Below are 16,435 nucleotides of genomic sequence, written 5' to 3'. Positions count from 1 at the left end.
CGCCATGGCGAACCCGGTGATCCTCAGCGTCGACGACGACCCCGTGGTGTCCAGGGCGGTTGCCCGGGACATCCGGCGCCGCTACGGCGACCGCTACCGGGTCCTGCGGGCCTCCTCCGGACCCGAGGCGCTGGACGCGCTGCGGGAGGTCAAACTGCGTGGCGAACAGGTGGCGCTGCTGCTGGCCGACCACCGGATGCCGGAGATGACCGGTGTCGAGTTCCTCGAGGCGGCCATGGACATCTTCCCGGCCGCCCGCCGGGTGCTGCTCACCGCGTACGCGGACACCGACGCCGCGATCGAGGCCATCAACGTGGTCGACCTGGACCACTACCTGCTCAAGCCCTGGCATCCGCCGGAGGAGAAGCTGTATCCGGTGGTCGACGGACTGCTGGAGGCGTGGGCTGTCACCCCGGACGCGGCGAGCGCCGAGATCCGGGTCGTCGGGCACCGCTGGTCGGCGCCGTCGTTCAAGGTCCGCGACTTCCTGGCCCGCAACCTCGTGCCGTACCGCTGGATGTTGTCCGACGACCCGGAGGGCATCCGCCTGCTCGACGCGGCCGGGGCCACCGAGGCGGACGTGCCGCTGGTGGTGACGGCCGAGGGTAAAGCGTTGATCGCCCCGACCGAGACCGAGTTGGCCGCGCTCGCCGGGCTGACCGTGGTGCCCGCGTCCGACTTCTATGACCTGGTGGTGATCGGCGGTGGCCCGGCCGGCCTCGGCTCGGCGGTGTACGGCGCGTCGGAAGGGCTGCGCACCGTGCTCGTCGAGCGACGGGCGACCGGCGGGCAGGCGGGGCAGAGCAGCCGCATCGAGAACTACCTGGGCTTCCCGGACGGCGTTTCCGGCGCACAGTTGACCGATCGGGCCCGGCGGCAGGCGGTCAAGTTCGGCGCCGAGCTGCTCAGCGCCCGGGAGGTGGTGGGTCTGAGTGAGGCCGGCGGTGCCCGGCTGCTGCGCTTCGGCGACGGCACCGAAATCGCGGCGCACACCGTGGTGCTGGCCACCGGGGTGTCGTACCGGGTGCTCGACGCCCCCGGCCTTGCCGACTTCACCGGCCGGGGGGTGTTCTACGGCGCCGCCGCGACCGAAGCGCCGAGCTGCGTCGAGCAGGACGTCTACATCGTCGGCGGGGCCAACTCCGCCGGCCAGGCCGCGGTGCACTTCTCCCGGTACGCGTCGAGGGTGCACCTGCTGATCCGCGGTGCGGACCTGACCGCCTCGATGTCGCGTTACCTGATCGACCAGTTGGAACGGATCGACAAGATCACCGTGCACCCGCACACGGCCGTCGTCGGCGCGGCGGGGGAGGATCACCTGCAACGGCTCACCCTCTGCGACACCCGCACCGGGGAGGCCCGCTCGATCGACACTTCCTGGTTGTTCATCTTCATCGGCGCGGAGCCCCGGACCGACTGGCTGGACGGGGTGCTGGTCCGCGACGGGCGCGGCTTCATCGTCACCGGCCCGGATCTGCTCGCCGGGGGGCGGCGGCCGGCCGGCTGGTCGCTGTCGCGCGACCCGTACCACCTGGAGACCAGCGTGCCGGGGGTGTTCGCCGCCGGGGACGTGCGGGCCGAGTCGGTCAAGCGGGTCGCCTCGGCTGTCGGCGAGGGTGCGATGGCGGTGTCGCTGGTGCACCGCTACCTGGAGGCCCAGTGAGCGCGAGGAGTGAGCCGGTTTTGCGAGCCCCGCAGTCGCGAACGAAGGAGTCCCAGTGAGCGCGAGGAGTGAGCCGGTTTTGCGAGCCCCGCAGTCGCGAACTAAGGAGTCCCAGTGAGCACCGAGTCTGATCGGTTGACGCCGGCGCAGTTGCGCACCCTGTTCCTGTTCGAGTCCCTCGACGACGGGCAGCTCGCCTGGCTGGCCGAACGTGGGCGCGTCGAGCAACGCGCGGGCGGCACCCTGGTGTACGCCGAGGGCGAGCCCGCCACCTGCTTCTTCGTGTTGATGCGCGGTGCGGTGGCGTTGAGCCGGCAGGTGCGTGGCGATGACGTCGAGGTCAGCCGGACCGATCAGCGCGGGGTGTACGGCGGTGCTGTCCAGGCGTACCTGGGCGACCAGGTCGACCAGACCTACCGCAACAGTCTGCGGGCGGTGACCGACGCGGACTTCTTCGTGTTGCCGGCGGAGGACTTCGCGCACGCCCTGCGGACCTGGTTCCCGATGCCCATGCACCTGCTGGAGGGGCTGTTCTTCGGTATGCGAAATTCACAGACCGTCGTCGGCGAACGGGAACGGCTGTTGGCCCTGGGCTCGCTCTCGGCGGGTCTGACCCACGAGCTGAACAATCCGGCCGCGGCGGCGGTGCGGGCCACCTCGGTGCTGCGCGACCGCGTCGCCGGGATGCGACACAAACTGGCCATGGTCGCCGACGGTCGGCTCGACGGTACGGCCCTGCACGGCCTCGTCGCGTTGCAGGAGGAAGCGGTGGCCCGGGTCGCCACCGCGCCGAAGTTGACCCCGATGGCCACCGCCGACGCCGAGGACATCCTCACCGACTGGCTGGAGGAGCACGGGGTCAGCGGTGCCTGGGACCTGGCGCCGATCCTGGTGGGTGGCGGGCTCGACGCGGCCTGGTTGGCGCAGGTGAAGGCGGCGGTTGGTGCCGCGGACCTGGAAGCGGCGGTCCGCTGGCTCACCTACACGGTCGACACCGAGTTGCTGATGCGCGAGATCGGCGACGCGGTCACCCGGATCTCCGGTCTCGTCGACGCCGCCAAGCAGTACTCGCAGCTGGACCGCGCACCGCACCGGGTGGTGGACGTGCACGACCTGCTCGACGCCACGCTGGTGATGTTCAAGGGGAAGATCCCCGCCGAGGTCAAGCTGGTCCGCGAGTACGACCGCAGCCTCCCACCGGTTCCGGCGTACGCGGCCGAGCTGAACCAGGTGTGGACCAACCTGATCGACAACGCGTTGGGCGCGATGGGGGAGAAGGGGGTGCTGACCGTCCGCACCGGACGCAGCGGTGACCTGCTGGCGGTGGAGGTCACCGACAGCGGTCCCGGTATCCCGCCGGAGGTGCGGCCGCGCATCTTCGAGCCCTTCTTCACCACCAAGCCGGTCGGTACGGGTACCGGTCTGGGGTTGGACATCTCGTACCGGATCGTGGTGCACAAGCACCACGGCGACATCCGGGTGGAGACCGAACCTGGGCGGACCACGTTCCGGGTGCTGCTGCCGATCACGGAGGGCGCACCGGACATGCCGAGCGACGCGCCGATTACCTAAAGACATCGGGCAGTCGCGGGCAGTAGTCTCGGGCGGCGTCTGTGATCCCCGCCCCCCGAGGAGGGTCCGTGGAGTCGATGGCCCGCCAGCGCACCGCTGCCGAGGACGACGACCAGCCCGATGACCCGCCGGCTGGCACCATGCTGCCGGAGCTGGAGGACCGCGACTGGTTGCACCACGCGCAGGAGTTTGCGCACACGAGCTTCTGGGCGGTGGCCCGCCGGCTGCCCCGGCTGGTCCGGGAGGCGGTCGGGCTGGCCTGGGCCACCAACCGTCGGGACACGCTCGTCTCGATCGGCCTGAACATCGCCGCCGGGGTGATGACCACGTTCGGCCTGCTCGCCACGACCAGCGTGCTGCGCGAGCTGTTCGCCGCCGGCCCCACCCCGGACCGGGTCCGATCGGCTCTGCCGGCGCTGATCGTGGCCGCGGCTGCGGTGTCGGCGCGCGGTGGCTTGGCGATCGCGGCCGGCTGGGCCCAGGCCCGGCTGACCCCACAGATCAACTATCAGGTGGAGCTGCGGCTGTTCGAGGCCACCACGGCAGTGGATCTGGCCGCGTTCGACGACGCCGGCTTCGCCGAGGAGATGGACCGTGCGCGTGACCGTGGGATGGCCGAAGCCGCGTACATCGTCGACCACACCGTCAACCTGGTCACCGGCGTGGTCGGGATGCTCGCCACCGCCGTGGCGGTGACCGTCATCCAACCGCTGCTGCTGCCCTGCCTGCTACTCGCCGCCGTGCCCCAGGCGATCACGGCGGTGCGGATGGCGCGCCGGGAGTATCTGGCGATGCTGGCCCGGATCACCCGGCGACGCCGGATGTGGATGCTGGCCCACCTGATGGCCAACCGGCGCACCGCCGCCGAGGTGCGCGCGTACCAGATGCGCGACTTCCTGCTCGCCGAGTATCGCGGGGTGATGGCCGTCGAGACCCGGGCCCAGTTGCGGCTGGTCCGCTCACAGACCGGCACTCGGGTCGTCGGCGCGACGGTGGCGGGGCTGGCCACCTTCGGGGTGTACGCGGTCCTCGGCGGCCTGTTGCTCAACGGGATGGTCGCCCTCGCCGCCGCGGCCACCGCCCTGCTCGCGTTGCAGTCCGCGCGGACCAGCCTGGGCGTGGCGGTCATCGCCACCAACTCGCTGTACGAGGACGCGCTCTACTACCAGGACTACCAGGACTTCCTGGCCCGCGCCCACGCCCGGGTGCCGACCGGCGGCGACCGGATCGCCGACGGTGTCGACGTGATCGAGCTGACCGACGTGAGCCTGAGTTACCCGGACACCGACACGCCGGCAGTGGACCGGGTCAGCCTGAGCGTCCGCCGGGGCGAGGTGATCGCACTGGTCGGCGAGAACGGCTCCGGCAAGACCACCCTGGCCAAACTGATCGCGGGGCTCTACCAGCCGACCGGCGGGGTGATCCGCTGGGACGGCGTCGACGCCGCCGAGTTGGACCCGCGCACCCTCGGCGCCCAGGTGGCCGTGATGACCCAGGAGTGGTGGAAGTTCCCCTTCACCGCCGGGCAGAACATCCGCGTCGGGCGGCACGACCGCCCGCCGGAGCGATCCGGCCCCAGCGTCCAGGAGGCGGCCGCCGCAGCCGCCGCGCACGACATGATCGTCGGCCTGCCGCACGGCTACGACACCCTGCTCGACCGGGAGTTCAAGGACGGCCACGAACTGTCCGGCGGCCAGTGGCAGCGACTCGTCGCCGCTCGCGGCCTCTACCGGGACGCCGCCCTGCTGATCTGCGACGAACCCTCCGCAGCCCTGGACGCGCGCGCCGAACACGCCCTGTTCCAGCACCTGCGCCGTCGCCCCGACCGGGCGGTCGTCCTGATCACCCACCGGCTGGCCAACGTCCGGCACGCCGACCGGATCTTCGTCATGGAACGGGGTCGACTCGTCCAACAGGGCCGCCACGACGAGCTGATGGCCGCGAACGGCCTCTACCGCGAGCTGTTCGACCTTCAGGCCAGCGGCTACCTGACGAGGGCCGACGACGCCCTGCCCCGCTGAGGCGCGCTCGCACAGCAGCCTCACCCGCCCTTGCCCACCCTCCGCCCGCTTGTTCCCCCGCGCCGTCCTCGCGTGCCGTCCGCCCCGCGCAAGATCCTGCTCGATCCTGGTTGTAGTGGCATCAAGAGCCGACGAGGCCACTACTTGCAGGATCGAGCACGATCTTGCGCGGTCGGGGGTGTTCGGGGCGGCGCGGGGTCAGGCGAGGTGGTTGGGGGTCAGGAAGTCGGCCAGGACCTGGGTGTGGGTGGAGAACGCCAGCTCGACCGGGTCGGTGAGCACCAGCCACTCGCTTGCCTCATCGGTCGGCGCAGACGATGGCAGGTCCTCGGCCGCCCGTTCGGGCAGCACCCCGAAGATCATCATCGTGCCGCCGGCGGGAGCGCTGTGTACCGCGAAGAGTTGGGCGTCCTCGGCTGCCGCGATCAGCCCGGTCTCCTCCCGCAGCTCACGGACGAGGGCGTCGGACCACTCCTCGCCGTACTCGATGAAGCCGCCGGGCAGCGCGAGCAGGCCGCGGGCCGGCTCGATGTCCCGGCGGACCACCACCACGCCCAGGCCCTCGGCGGTGCGTACCGGCAGCACCGCGACCGCGACGGGCAGGGGGTTGCGCCAGACGGTATCGCCGCAGACCGCGCAGACCCGCGGCCACCCGGCGGCCGCCGGGTAGGCGGCGCCGCAGAAGGAGCAGTGCGAGTACGGCGAGCCTGTCATGCCGCAGCACGCTACCCCGCGCCGCCGGTTCCGCCGCCGCTCGCTTCTGACGTCGCGCGCCGCTGTATTCGCTCAGGCCTCCGGGGCTCCGGTGTAGAAGGCGGTGGTGCGTTCGGCGGCGGCCTTCGCCTCGTCGGCGTCGGTGCCGGCGGCGATGCTCGCCTCGCACCACAGTTGGCTGCTCAACTCCATGGTCCGTCGCCCCTCGTCGGACGCGCTCCACTCGGCGCTCTGCTCCGGGCTGACCCCGCTGCCGTCGCCGGCCAGGTGCGAGGCGAGACCGAGCAACCCGAGGTCCCAGCCGACGCCGACCGCGCCCGGCCCGAACTGTGCCCACCGGTCCTGGTCGACGTGCGCGATGTGGTCCAGCTCGAAGCGGGTCCGCTCGGCGTCGATCGGGGTGAGGCGGACCTCGATCCAGCTGACCTCGCCGCCCATCTCCCAGGTGGCGGTGAAGCGGTGCGGCGGCTCGCAGCTCTCGATGGTGCCGCCGGCATTGCCCTGGAGTTGGTACCTGCCGTGCAGCCGCAGGTCACCGGTGATCGGCAGGAACCACCGCGGGATGCGCTCGGCGTTGGTGCAGGCGTCCCACAGATCGTCGAGCGTCGCCTGGTAGGTCTGGCTGAGCGTGCTTACGCGGGCCTCGCCGGCTGCCAGGGTGCGGGTGCCGACCTGCCGCTGGACGGCGTTGATCTGCTCGATCGCGTCGATCATCAGGTGTTCCTCTCGTCGGGTGGGTCGGCGGGCCCGCCCAGCCGACGCTCGCGTCGGCCCCGGGCCAGCTCGGTGGCGAGTGCCGCCAGCGGTGGGGTCCAGAATCGGCGGAAGTGCTCCAGCCAGCCGTCGACCTCGCGCAGTGGGCGTGGGTCGACCGCGTACAGCCGCCGGGTGCCCTCCGGCCGTACGGTGGCGAAGCCGTTGTCCCGTAACACCTTGAGGTGCTGGGACACGGCTGGCTGGGAGATGCCGAACTCGTCGCGGATGACCGCGCTGACCGCGCCAGCGGTCTGCTCGCCGTTGGCGAGCAGCTCCAGGATGCGGCGCCGGACCGGATCGCCCAGCACGTCGAAGGCGTGCACGACGCCTTTATATCACCACTGGCTTATTTAAGCGAGCGCCGATGGTCCGACGAGCTTGTCCAACCGGATCGGCAGATCCCGGATCCGTACGCCGGTGGCGTGATGCACCGCGTTGGCGACGGCCGCCGCGGCGCCGACGATGCCGATCTCACCGATGCCCTTCACCCCGGCCGGGTTCAGCTCGTCGTCCTGTTCGTCCAGCCAGTACGCCTCGATGGACTCCACGTCCGGGCATGCGGTGATGTGATAGGTGGCCAGGTCGTGGTTGACCCAGTCGCCGTACCGCTCGTCGAGCACGCCCTCCTCGTGCAGCGCCATCGACAATCCCATCGTCATGCCGCCGATGAGTTGGCTGCGCGCCGTCGTCGGGTTGACGATCCGCCCGCCCGCGAACACCCCGAGCATCCGGTTCAGCCGCACCTCACCGGTGTCCGCGTCCACCCGCACCTCGGCGAACTGCGCCCCGTACGCGTACCGGGGCAAGGTGGGCTGCCCGCCCACCTCGTCGTCGGTGCTCACCTCGACGGTCACCTCGCCCGCGGCCCTGCCGCCGGGAAGATCCCGAAGTTTCTCGCGTAGCGCCTGACCGGCCCGGATCAACGCCCAGCTCCAGCTCGCCGTGCCCATCGAGCCGCCGGCCACCGGCGCGGTCGGCAGGTCGCTGTCACCGATGCGGATCTCCACCCGCTCCGGCGGCACCCCGAGCGCGTCGGCGGCCACCTGCCACATCGCCGTTCGGGCGCCGGTGCCGATGTCGGTGGCGTTGATCCGCACCAGGAAGCTGCCGTCGGGCCGGGCGGTGGCCGTGGCCGACGACGGCCTGGCCCGGGCCGGGTAGCTCGACCCGGCCACCCCGGTGCCGATCAGCCAGCTCCCGTCGCGCCGGGCGCGGGGCGTCGGGTCCCGGTCCGCCCAGCCGAAGCGCTGCGCACCCTCGCGCAGACAGGCCACCAGGTTGCGGCTGGTGAACGGCCGCCCCTGGTCGGGGTCGACCTGCGCGTCGTTGCGGATCCGCAACTCCACCGGGTCGATGCCGACGGCGGTGGCCAGCTCGTCCATCGCCGACTCCAGGGCGTACGCGCCGGGGCACTCGCCGGGAGCGCGCATCCAGAACGGTGTGGGTAGGTCGAGGCGGACCAGCCGGTGTGTGGTGCGTCGGTGGGGTGCGGCGTACATGCTGCGGGTGTAGACGGCGGTCTGCTCGGCGAATTCGTGGAGGGTCGACGTCTGGCTGATCGCGTCGTGGCAGATCGCGGTGAGTCGTCCGTCGGCGTCGGAGGCGAGCCGGACCCGCTGGATGGTCGGGGTGCGGTAACCGACGGGCCCGAACACTTGCTGACGGGTCAGCGCCAGCTTGACCGGTCGGTCCATGTGTCGGGCCGCGAGGGCGGCCAGCACCACCGACGCCTTGGCGTACCCCTTGCTGCCGAAGCCGCCACCGACGTGCTCGGCGACGACCCGGATCGTCTCCGGGGGCACCTCGAACAGCTCGGCCAGCGTGGCCCGCACCGGCGAGGCGCCCTGGGTGGAGTCGTGCACCAGTAGCCGTCCGTCGCGCCATTGCGCCGTCGCGGCGTGCGGCTCCATCGGGTTGTTGTGGTAGGCCGGCGTACGATACGTGGCGTCCACCCGCACCGGGGCGGCCGCGTACCCGGCGTCGAAATCGCCCTCGGCGGTGTCCGTCGGATAGCTGGGGTTGACCTTGTCCGGCCGGTACAGGCCGGGGTGGTCGGCGGCGAGCACCGTGCTGTGCGGCCCGGCGTCGTAGTCGATCCGGACCAGCCGGGCGCCCTCGCGGGCCGCCTCCAGGCTGGTGGCCACCACCACCGCGATGAACTGCCCCCGGTAGTGCACCGCCGGTTCCTGCAACAGCCACAGCTCCGGCTGCGGGCCGTGCGCGAGGCGGGGCGCATTGCCGTGGTGCAGGACGGCCAGCACGCCGGGCGACGCGAGCGCCTCCGCCGAGTCGATCCGGGTGATCCGGCCCCGCACCACCGCCGAGGGCACCGCCCAGCCGTAGGTGATCCCGTCCACCGGGTACTCCGCCGCGTACCGTGCGGTGCCGGTGACCTTCTCCCGACCCTCGAGTCGGGGGTACGCCCGGCCGACCGCGCCGGTGCTCACCGCGCTTCCTCGGCCAGCTCGCTGAGCGCCCGCACAGTGATGGCCCGGGTCAGTGGCACCTTGAAACCGTTGTGCCGCAACGGGCGTGCCTCGGCCAGTTCCGCGTCGGCGGCCCGTCCCGCCAGCTCCGGGCTGAACGTCCGACCTCGCAGCTCGGCCTCGGCCCGGTAGGCCCGCCACGGCCGGTGCGCCACCGCCCCATAGGCCAGCCGCACGTCGCGGATCACGCCGCCGTCGAGGTCCAGCACCGCGGCCACCGAACCGACGGCGAAGGCGAACGAGGCCCGGTCGCGCACCTTCAGATACGTCGAGCGGCGCCCGGCCGGCAGCGGCGGCAACCGGACGGCGGTGATCAGCGCACCCCGGGCCAGCGTGGTCTCGCGTTCGGGGTGCGCCCCGGGGGAGCGGTACAGGGCGGCGATCGGAATGTCGCGGCTGCCCTCGGCCTCGTGCACCTCCACCACCGCGTCGAGTGCGGTCAGCGCGACGGCCAGGTCGGACGGGTGGGTCGCCACGCACTGTTCGGACCAGTCCAGCACCGCCAGGTCGCGGTTCTGGCCGTGCAGTGCGGCGCAACCGCTGCCCGGCGCACGCTTGTTGCACGCCTTGCCGGTGTCCTGGAAGTAGACGCAGCGGGTGCGTTGCAACAGGTTGCCGCCGGTGGTGGCCATGTTGCGTAGTTGCCCGGAGGCGGCGGCGAGCAGGGCGCGGGCCAGCACCGAGTAGTCCCGGCGGACCACCGGGTGGGCGGCGAGGTCGCTGTTGCGGACGGTCGCGCCGACCCGCAGCCCGCCGTCGGGCAGCTCCTCGACGGTGTCCAGCGGAAGCCCGGTCACGTCCACGAGCAGGTCGGGGCGCTGCACCCCGAGTTTCATCAGGTCCACCAGGTTGGTCCCGCCGCCCAGGTAGGCCGCCTGCGGTTCCGCGCCGAGCACGGCGACCGCGTCGGCCACGTCGGCTGGCCGGTGGTAGCGGAACGCCCTCATCGCGTCGCCGCCGTCTCGCGCACGGCCGCCACGATGTGCGGGTACGCGGCACAGCGGCACAGGTTGCCGGCCATCCGCTCGCGGATCTCCGCGTCGGTCAGCTCGGCCGGCGCGCTCAGGTCGTCGGTGACCGCGCTGGGCCAGCCCCGGGCGACCTCGTCGAGCATGCCGCTGGCGGAGCAGAGTTGCCCGGGGGTGCAGTAGCCGCACTGGAACGCGTCGTGCGCGATGAACGCGGCCTGCAACGGGGACAGCTCGTCCGGCCCGGCTAGCCCTTCGACAGTCACCACCGACCGGCCGTCCAGCGTGACCGCGAACACCAGGCAGCTCTTCACGCGGCGGCCGTCCAGCAGCACCGTGCAGGAGCCGCACTGGCCGTGGTCGCAGCCCTTCTTCGCCCCGGTCAGGTCGAGGTGCTCACGGAGCGTGTCGAGCAGGGTGGTGCGGTTGTCCAGCCGTACCTCGCGCGCCGCACCGTTGACCTCGAACGCCACCCGCGACGAGTACCGCTCGTCGGTCGTCGTCGCGTTCTCTGGTCCGTCCTGCACCGGCCCAGACTAGCTTTACCGGTACATAGAGGGGCGAATAACGCAGGAGGTGACCCGGGGTGCCCGACCTGCCGGTGACCGCCGGGCTGTTGCTGGCCGCCGGCGCCGGGCGGCGGTACGGCCGGCCGAAGGCGCTGGTCGAGCTGGATGGCGAGCCGCTGGTGCGGCGCGGAATCCAGCTGCTGGGCGACGGCGGCTGCACGCCCGTGCACGTGGTGATCGGCGCGGGCGCCGACGAGGTGCCCGACCTGCCCGGCGCGGTGCTGGTTCGCCACGACCGCTGGCCCGAAGGGCTGGGCTCGTCGTTGCGCCGCGGCCTGGCCTCGCTGCCCGCCGACGTGTCGGCCGCTGTCGTGGTGCTCGTCGACCAGCCGCTGCTCAGCCCGGTCGCGGTTCGCCGGGTCCGAGGGGTGTACGCCGGTGGTGCGACCATCGCGGTCGCCACCTACGCCGGCCGGCCGGGGCACCCGGTCCTGCTGGGCCGGGAGACCTGGCCGCTGCTGGACGGTTACGCCGTCGGCGACCGGGGCGCCCGGGGCCTGCTGCGCGACCGACCGGACCTGGTGGTGGGGGTGCCCTGCGACGACGTCGGCTCACCGGTCGACGTGGACACCCCCGCCGACCTGCCCCGAATGGTCAGCGCCGCCGGCCCCGCCGACGCAGCCCCTCGCTGGTTGCCGCGTGATAGGCGATCATGACGATGATGCCGATCAGGCCCAGCACCGGGTTGACGAACCAGCCGAGCAGGCCGCTCAATCCGTACAGAACCAGGCCGGTGATCGGTCGCAGCCGTTGCGTCCGGACATGCTCGGGGCTGACCCCACGGTCAAGCAGCTCGGGGTGGTGGTGCAGGTAACCGAAGAACACCAGCCACGGTGCGGACATCAGCGCGGCCGCCAACGCGTACAGGGTGACGCCCGCCCGCTGGTCGGCGATGTCGCCGTGGGTGAACGCGGACGACAGCACGGCGGTGGGAAACGGAATGATCACCGCGCCGAAGAGCACGGCGAGGTTGATCCAGCTCAGGGTGAGGGTTGTCGCGCGGATCAGCTTGAGCAGGGCGTGGTGGTTGAGCCAGAGCACCCCGATGTAGACGAACGACACGACGAAGGCCAGGTAGGAGGCGCCTTCGCCACGCAGCCCGGCCAGCAGCTCGCCCTCGTGGTATTCCGGCACCCGCAGGTCGAGCACCAGCAGCGTGATCACGATGGCGAACACACCGTCGCTGAACGCGGTCATCCGATCGGTGCCGGACAGGCGTGAGCCGCTGCCGGGCTGCGCGACCTCGTCGGGGGCTTCGGCCATTGGGGAAGGCTAACCGCTCAGGACTGCGGCCTCGGGACGTTCCGTCCAAGCAACGAGGACGGCCGCCGGTCCTTACCGCCGACGGCCTTCAGAGTGGCGTCGTCGAACTGGACAAGCGCGCCGGTTGCCTGCAACGACGCCGACCAGGTGTTGCCGATGTTGACCACGTCCGGGCCCTGCCGCAGGCGGCGGCGAGCAGGCGGTTGAGCAGGTCCGACCAGGGAACCACCTCGACACGAGGCGGTTACAGTCGCCTCGAACGCCGACGGGAACGAGGTGACGAGTGGAGCTGGCGCGTGCCACCAACCGCAGTGTGCGGCTGCGCAACCGGTCCGCCCTGCTGACCAAGCTCTTCCTCGACGGCCCGCTCACCCGGCAGGACCTGGTGCGCAGTACCGGGTTGAGTCAGCCGGCGGTCAGCAACGTGGTGGCCGACCTGATCGACGAAGGGCTGGTCGCCGAGGCCGGGGCAGCCGAGTCCGACGGTGGACGGCCCAGCATGCTGTTGCGGATCGCTCCCCGCTTCGCCTTCGTGGTCGGCGTGGACGTCGGCGAGACCCGGGTCCGGGTGGAGCTGTTCGACTTCGCGATGACCCTGCTGGCCAGCATCGAGTACCCGCTCGACCCGGCTCGCACCGAACCTGACCTGGTGGCCGGGCACGTGCTGGCCGGAATCGACGCGGTAACGGGTCAGGCCGGGGTGGCCCCCGGCGACGTGCTCGGCGTCGGCATCGGCGTCTCAGGGGTGGTCGAGCAGGGCACCGAGGCCGTCGTGCACGCCCAGGCCCTCGGCTGGGACCGGGTGCCGCTGGAGCGCCTGATCGCCGCCGGCACCGATCTGCCGCTGCACATCGACAACGGCGCGAAGACCCTCGGCCAGGCCGAGATGTGGTTCGGGGCCGGCCGGGGCGCCCGACACGCCGTCTTCGCGCTGGTCGGCTCGGGCGTGGGCGCGTCGGTGGTGACCAACGGCGCCACCTACCGGGGTGCGTCCAGCAGCGCGGGGGAGTGGGGACACACCACCCTCGTGTACGGCGGGCGGGCCTGCCGGTGCGGCGCGCGCGGCTGCCTGGAGGCCTACGTCGGCGCGGAGGCGATCATCGACCGGTACCGGGAGGCGTGCCGGGGTCGACCGGTTCCGGGCGAGGACGAGGAGTCCCAGATCGCCGCGCTGGTCGCCGCCGCCCAGACCTCGGCCACCGCCCGGCGGGTGCTGGACGACACCGCCGGCTACCTCGGTGCCGCGGTGGCCAACCTGATCAACCTCTTCAACCCGGAGCGCGTGGTGCTCGGCGGCTGGGCGGCGGTGGCGTTGGGTGACCTGCTGCCGGCCGTCCGGGAGGCCGCCGGACGGCAGGCGCTGCGCCAGCCATACGAGCAGGCGTCGATCGAGCTGTGTCGGCTCGGCGTGGACGCGGTGGCGCTGGGCGCTGCCACCCTCCCAATAGCCCGCTTCCTCACCGAAGGCGGCGTCCGCCGCTGAGCGGGAGCGACCGCTCGGCCGACCAGCAAATTACACAAAAAGAATCCTCGGGATAAATAACAAAGTTATAGATCGATGTCTTGACGCCGCCGCAATCTCGCCGCAACACTCCTATGAGAGCGCTCTCCGGCCCGCGGCACCGCATCGGCGGCACCACCGGCGGCACCACGGGGCAAGCCCGAACCCACCCACGCGGCATCCGTAACCCCCTATCGACAGGCGATGTCATGACATCTCATGCAACATCCGTACGCCCGCGTCCCCGACGGGCCGTCCGGCACCTGCTCGTCGGGCTCACCGTGGCCCTGGTCGCGGCGCTCACCCCGACCGGTGCCACCACACCCGCGCAGGCCGCGCCCATCCTGCTCTCCCAGGGCCGCCCCGCCACCGCCTCATCCACCGAGAACGCCGGCACCCCGGCCAGCGCCGCAGTGGACGGCAACACCGGCACCCGCTGGGCCAGCGCGTTCAGCGACCCGCAGTGGCTCCAGGTCGACCTGGGCGCCCGCGCCACCATCAGCCAGGTGAACCTGCTCTGGGAGGGCGCCTACGGTCGGGCCTTCCAGCTCCAGACCTCCGACGACGGCGCCACCTGGACCACCATCTACTCGACCACCACCGGCACCGGTGGCACCCAGAACCTCACCGTCACCGGCGCCGGCCGCTACGTACGGATGAACGGCACCGCCCGCGGCACCGGCTACGGCTACTCGCTCTGGGAGTTCCAGGTCTACGGCGAAACCGGTGGCACCACGCCGACCTGCGGCAGCACCAACGTCGCCCAGGGCAGCCCCGCGACCGCTTCGTCCACTCAGAACGCCGGCCTCGCGGCGTCCGCCGCGGTCGACGGCAACCCGGGCACCCGGTGGGCCAGCGCCGCCAGTGAGCCGCAGTGGCTGCGCGTCGACCTGGGCAGCACCCGGACGATCTGCCGGGTGGTGCTCACCTGGGAGGCCGCGTACGCCCGGGCCTTCCAGCTCCAGACCTCGGCCGACGGTGCCACCTGGAGCACCATCTACTCGACCACCACGGCCACCGGTGGGACGCAGTCCCTCGCCGTCACCGGCAGTGGCCGCTACCTGCGGATGTACGGCACCGCGCGGGGCACCGCCTACGGCTACTCGCTGTGGGAGCTGGCGGTGAACACGACAGGCGGCACCAGCGAGCCCCCGGTCGACGGGACCGACCCGCGCAACCCGAACCTCGGGCCGAACACGTTCGTCTTCGACCCGAGCACGCCCACCGCCACCATCCAGAGCCGACTGAACACCCTCTTCACCCAGCAGGAGACCAACCAGTTCGGCCCGCAGCGCTACGCGGTGCTCTTCAAGCCCGGCACCTACACCGCTGACGTCAACCTCGGCTTCTTCACCCAGGTCGCCGGCCTCGGCCTGAGCCCGGACGACGTCAACCTCAACGGCCACGTGCGCACCGAGGCGTTCTGGATGGGCGGCAACGCCACCCAGAACTTCTGGCGGGCCGCCGAGAACCTCTCGGTCACCCTGCCCGCCGGGCAGACGGTGGAGCGCTGGGCGGTGTCCCAGGCCGCACCGTACCGACGGATGCACCTGCGTGGCGCGCAGAACCAGATCCAGCTCTGGAACGGCGGCGACGGCTGGTCCAGCGGCGGCCTGCTCGCCGACACCCGCATCGACGGCCTGGTCGTCTCCGGCTCGCAGCAGCAGTGGTACTCCCGCAACAGCGAGTTCGGCAACGGCTGGACCGGCTCGGTCTGGAACATGGTGTTCCAGGGCGTCGTCGGCGCGCCGGCACCGAGCTTCCCCAACCCGTCGCACACCGTCATCGGCCAGACCCCCCAGGTACGGGAGAAGCCGTTCCTGTACGTCGACGGCACCGGTGAGTACCGGGTCTTCGTGCCGGCGCTGCGCACCAACTCGACCGGCACCAGCTGGTACAACAAGACCCCGTCCGGCTCGTCCATCTCGCTGTCGCAGTTCTTCGTCGTCCAGGCCGGCACCAGCGCCGCCACCATCAACGCGGCCCTCGCCCAGGGCAAGCACCTGCTCTTCACCCCGGGCGTGCACCACGTCACCGAGCCGATCCAGGTCAACCGGGCCGACACCGTGATCCTCGGCCTCGGCCTGGCCACCATCCAGGCCGACAACGGCAGCGTCGGGATGCGGGTGGCCGATGTGGACGGCGTCAAGGTCGCCGGCCTGATGTTCGAGGCCGGCACGACCAACTCGCCGGTGCTGATGGAGGTCGGGCCGTCCGGCTCGTCGGCGAGCCACGCCACGAACCCGACCTCGCTGCACGACGTGTTCTTCCGCATCGGCGGGCCACACGTCGGCAAGGCCACCAACACGCTGACCGTCAACAGCGACAACGTGATCGGCGACCACATGTGGTTGTGGCGGGCCGACCACGCGGCCTCCGGCGTACCCACCGGGTGGACGCTGAACACCGCCGACACCGGGCTCACGGTCAACGGCGACAACGTCACCATGTACGGCCTCTTCGTCGAGCACTACCAGAAGTACCAGACCATCTGGAACGGCAACGGCGGGCGGACGTACTTCTACCAGAACGAACTGCCCTACGACGTACCCAACCAGGCGGCCTGGATGAACGGGTCGACCCGGGGCTACGCCGCGTACAAGGTCGCGGATTCGGTGACCAGCCACCAGGCGTGGGGACTGGGCAGTTACAGCTACTTCAACGTCAATCCCGCCGTGGTAGAGGAGCGGTCCTTCGAGGTGCCCACCAACCCGAACGTGCGGTTCACCAACATGGTGACCGTCTCGCTCGGCGGCGTCGGCACCATCAACCGGGTGATCAACAACGCCGGTGGCACCGCGAACGCGGCCAACCAAACGGTGTACCTGACCACCTACCCCTGACCCGGAGCACCCGCGCCGACCCGGTCGACTGACCGACCGGGCTGGCCGGGGCGCACCGTGGGCCGGGGCCGGCCCGGTC

At 71.6% G+C, this 16,435-nt stretch carries 13 protein-coding genes; 6 read left to right on the top strand and 7 right to left on the bottom strand.

The window, feature by feature from the left end; translation table 11 throughout:
- Positions 1-4 precede the first annotated feature (4 nt).
- The 3 genes from JOD64_RS00425 (at position 5) to JOD64_RS00415 (ending at position 5,256) form a co-directional block, all read left to right on the top strand.
- Entirely contained in the window at positions 5-1,663 is a 1,659-nt protein-coding gene (locus JOD64_RS00425) for an NAD(P)/FAD-dependent oxidoreductase (protein ID WP_204940323.1), read from the top strand.
- 114 nt (positions 1,664-1,777) lie between these two features.
- Positions 1,778-3,235 (top strand): ATP-binding protein, encoded by a 1,458-nt coding sequence (locus JOD64_RS00420; RefSeq protein WP_204940322.1) that lies wholly within the window; start codon positions 1,778-1,780, stop codon positions 3,233-3,235.
- Between the two features lie 77 nt (positions 3,236-3,312).
- A complete protein-coding gene (locus tag JOD64_RS00415; protein WP_204945826.1) occupies positions 3,313-5,256 on the top strand; it encodes an ABC transporter ATP-binding protein in 1,944 nt (647 codons plus the stop codon).
- Between the two features lie 198 nt (positions 5,257-5,454).
- Here the strand turns inward: JOD64_RS00415 and JOD64_RS00410 are convergent, their stop codons facing one another.
- The 6 genes from JOD64_RS00410 to JOD64_RS00385 all read right to left on the bottom strand — a co-directional run bounded on the left by JOD64_RS00410 (position 5,455) and on the right by JOD64_RS00385 (position 10,653).
- Entirely contained in the window at positions 5,455-5,970 is a 516-nt protein-coding gene (locus JOD64_RS00410) for an NUDIX domain-containing protein (RefSeq protein ID WP_204940321.1), read from the bottom strand.
- A 72-nt stretch (positions 5,971-6,042) separates the two neighbouring features.
- Complete coding sequence (locus JOD64_RS00405) at positions 6,043-6,684, bottom strand: SRPBCC family protein (RefSeq protein ID WP_204940320.1); 642 nt, start codon at positions 6,682-6,684, stop codon at positions 6,043-6,045.
- Positions 6,684-7,049 (bottom strand): ArsR/SmtB family transcription factor, encoded by a 366-nt coding sequence (locus JOD64_RS00400; RefSeq protein WP_204940319.1) that lies wholly within the window; start codon positions 7,047-7,049, stop codon positions 6,684-6,686. Before JOD64_RS00400 ends, JOD64_RS00405 begins: the two co-directional genes overlap by 1 nt.
- Positions 7,050-7,076: 27 nt before the next feature.
- Entirely contained in the window at positions 7,077-9,173 is a 2,097-nt protein-coding gene (locus JOD64_RS00395) for a xanthine dehydrogenase family protein molybdopterin-binding subunit (RefSeq protein WP_204940318.1), read from the bottom strand.
- The gene (locus tag JOD64_RS00390) at positions 9,170-10,159 is read right to left on the bottom strand and encodes an FAD binding domain-containing protein (protein WP_204940317.1); all 990 of its coding nucleotides are present in this window, start codon (positions 10,157-10,159) and stop codon (positions 9,170-9,172) included. The genes JOD64_RS00395 and JOD64_RS00390 overlap by 4 nt, the downstream gene beginning before the upstream one ends.
- A complete protein-coding gene (locus tag JOD64_RS00385) occupies positions 10,156-10,653 on the bottom strand; it encodes a 2Fe-2S iron-sulfur cluster-binding protein (protein ID WP_204945825.1) in 498 nt (165 codons plus the stop codon). The genes JOD64_RS00390 and JOD64_RS00385 overlap by 4 nt, the downstream gene beginning before the upstream one ends.
- A 113-nt stretch (positions 10,654-10,766) precedes the next feature.
- Here JOD64_RS00385 and JOD64_RS00380 point away from each other — a divergent pair, with 113 nt between their 5' ends.
- Positions 10,767-11,405 (top strand): nucleotidyltransferase family protein, encoded by a 639-nt coding sequence (locus JOD64_RS00380; protein WP_307813132.1) that lies wholly within the window; start codon positions 10,767-10,769, stop codon positions 11,403-11,405.
- Here the strand turns inward: JOD64_RS00380 and JOD64_RS00375 are convergent.
- A complete protein-coding gene (locus JOD64_RS00375; protein WP_204940316.1) occupies positions 11,344-12,012 on the bottom strand; it encodes a TMEM175 family protein in 669 nt (222 codons plus the stop codon). The genes JOD64_RS00380 and JOD64_RS00375 overlap by 62 nt on opposite strands.
- A 283-nt stretch (positions 12,013-12,295) precedes the next feature.
- On the opposite strand from JOD64_RS00375, the gene JOD64_RS00370 reads away from it, so the two are divergent.
- Together JOD64_RS00370 and JOD64_RS00365 are read left to right on the top strand one after the other, a co-directional pair.
- A complete protein-coding gene (locus JOD64_RS00370; RefSeq protein WP_204940315.1) occupies positions 12,296-13,495 on the top strand; it encodes an ROK family transcriptional regulator in 1,200 nt (399 codons plus the stop codon).
- Positions 13,496-13,722: 227 nt separating this feature from the next.
- Positions 13,723-16,356, top strand: a complete 2,634-nt coding sequence (locus JOD64_RS00365) for a discoidin domain-containing protein (protein ID WP_204940314.1) — start codon at positions 13,723-13,725, stop codon at positions 16,354-16,356.
- The last annotated feature ends 79 nt before the right edge of the window (positions 16,357-16,435 follow it).

This window comes from Micromonospora luteifusca (genome assembly GCF_016907275.1).
In the GTDB taxonomy this organism is placed as follows: Bacteria; Actinomycetota; Actinomycetes; order Mycobacteriales; family Micromonosporaceae; genus Micromonospora; species Micromonospora luteifusca.
The sequence above is the reverse complement of the archived record's forward strand: the minus strand, read 5'-3'. Positions and strand labels throughout refer to the sequence as shown.